The organism is Kitasatospora nipponensis (genome assembly GCF_039528135.1).
GTDB lineage: Bacteria > Actinomycetota > Actinomycetes > Streptomycetales > Streptomycetaceae > Kitasatospora > Kitasatospora nipponensis.
Map to the genome: position 1 here is coordinate 1 of NZ_BAAALF010000654.1, position 778 is coordinate 778.

Annotated in this window: 1 protein-coding gene; it reads right to left on the reverse strand. The window is 69.8% G+C overall.

Translation table 11 applies throughout. The features are described 5' to 3' along the window. Positions 1-52: 52 nt before the first annotated feature. On the reverse strand, positions 53-721 hold the full coding sequence (locus tag ABD323_RS42510) for a TetR/AcrR family transcriptional regulator (RefSeq protein ID WP_344447406.1): 669 nt from the start codon (positions 719-721) through the stop codon (positions 53-55). Positions 722-778 lie beyond the last annotated feature (57 nt).

A 778-nucleotide genomic window follows, 5' to 3' on the forward strand; every position in this document is an offset into this window, starting at 1 on the left:
GCGAGGCCGGCCAGGCCCGTTCCGGTGAGGCCGGCGACCCGCCGCGGGTCGGTCAGCGGGTGTAGCCGGCCAGGAAGAGGTCCACTCCCGAGGTGATCATCCGGGTCAACTCCGCGTCCTCCAGGATCGCCTCGGGACGGAAGGTGCGCACCAGCTGCGGGACACCGACCGTGGCGGCGACGAGTTGCTGCACGGCCAGCGCCGGATCCGGCACCCGCAGCACGCCGCGCCGGTCGAGCTCGGCGAAGGCCTCGATCAGCGGGCCGTTGTTCATGTCGTAGCTCACCCGGTACCAGAGCTGGCCGAGTTGGGGGAAGCGGTCGATCTCGCCGATCACCAGGCGGCGCAGCGACATGATGTCGGGGCGCAGCAGGATCCGGGTCCAGTCGAGGGTGAGCGTGATCAGGGCCGAACGCAGGTCGACGGCCTCCACGATGGTGGAGTTCCACGGTTCGAGGTCGGCGTAGGTGGTGGGCAGTATCCCGCCGATCACCGCGAGGAAGAGCCGTTCCTTGTTGCCGAAGTGCTTGTAGATGGTCGCCTTCGAGACGCCCGAACGGCTGGTGATCGCGTCCATCGAGGCCGCCGAGTAGCCCTCGCGCAGGAACTCCACGATGGCGGCGTCGATGATGGCCTGGCGCTTGCGCTGGGAGACGTCGACCGGGTTCGGGATGATCGGGATGCCGAACTCGTCGATCGGGCCTGCGCTGTCGGCGCCCATGGCGGTCTGCTCCTCGCGGGGGTCGAGTGAGGTGGTGCGGGGCGGCGGGCCGAGGGG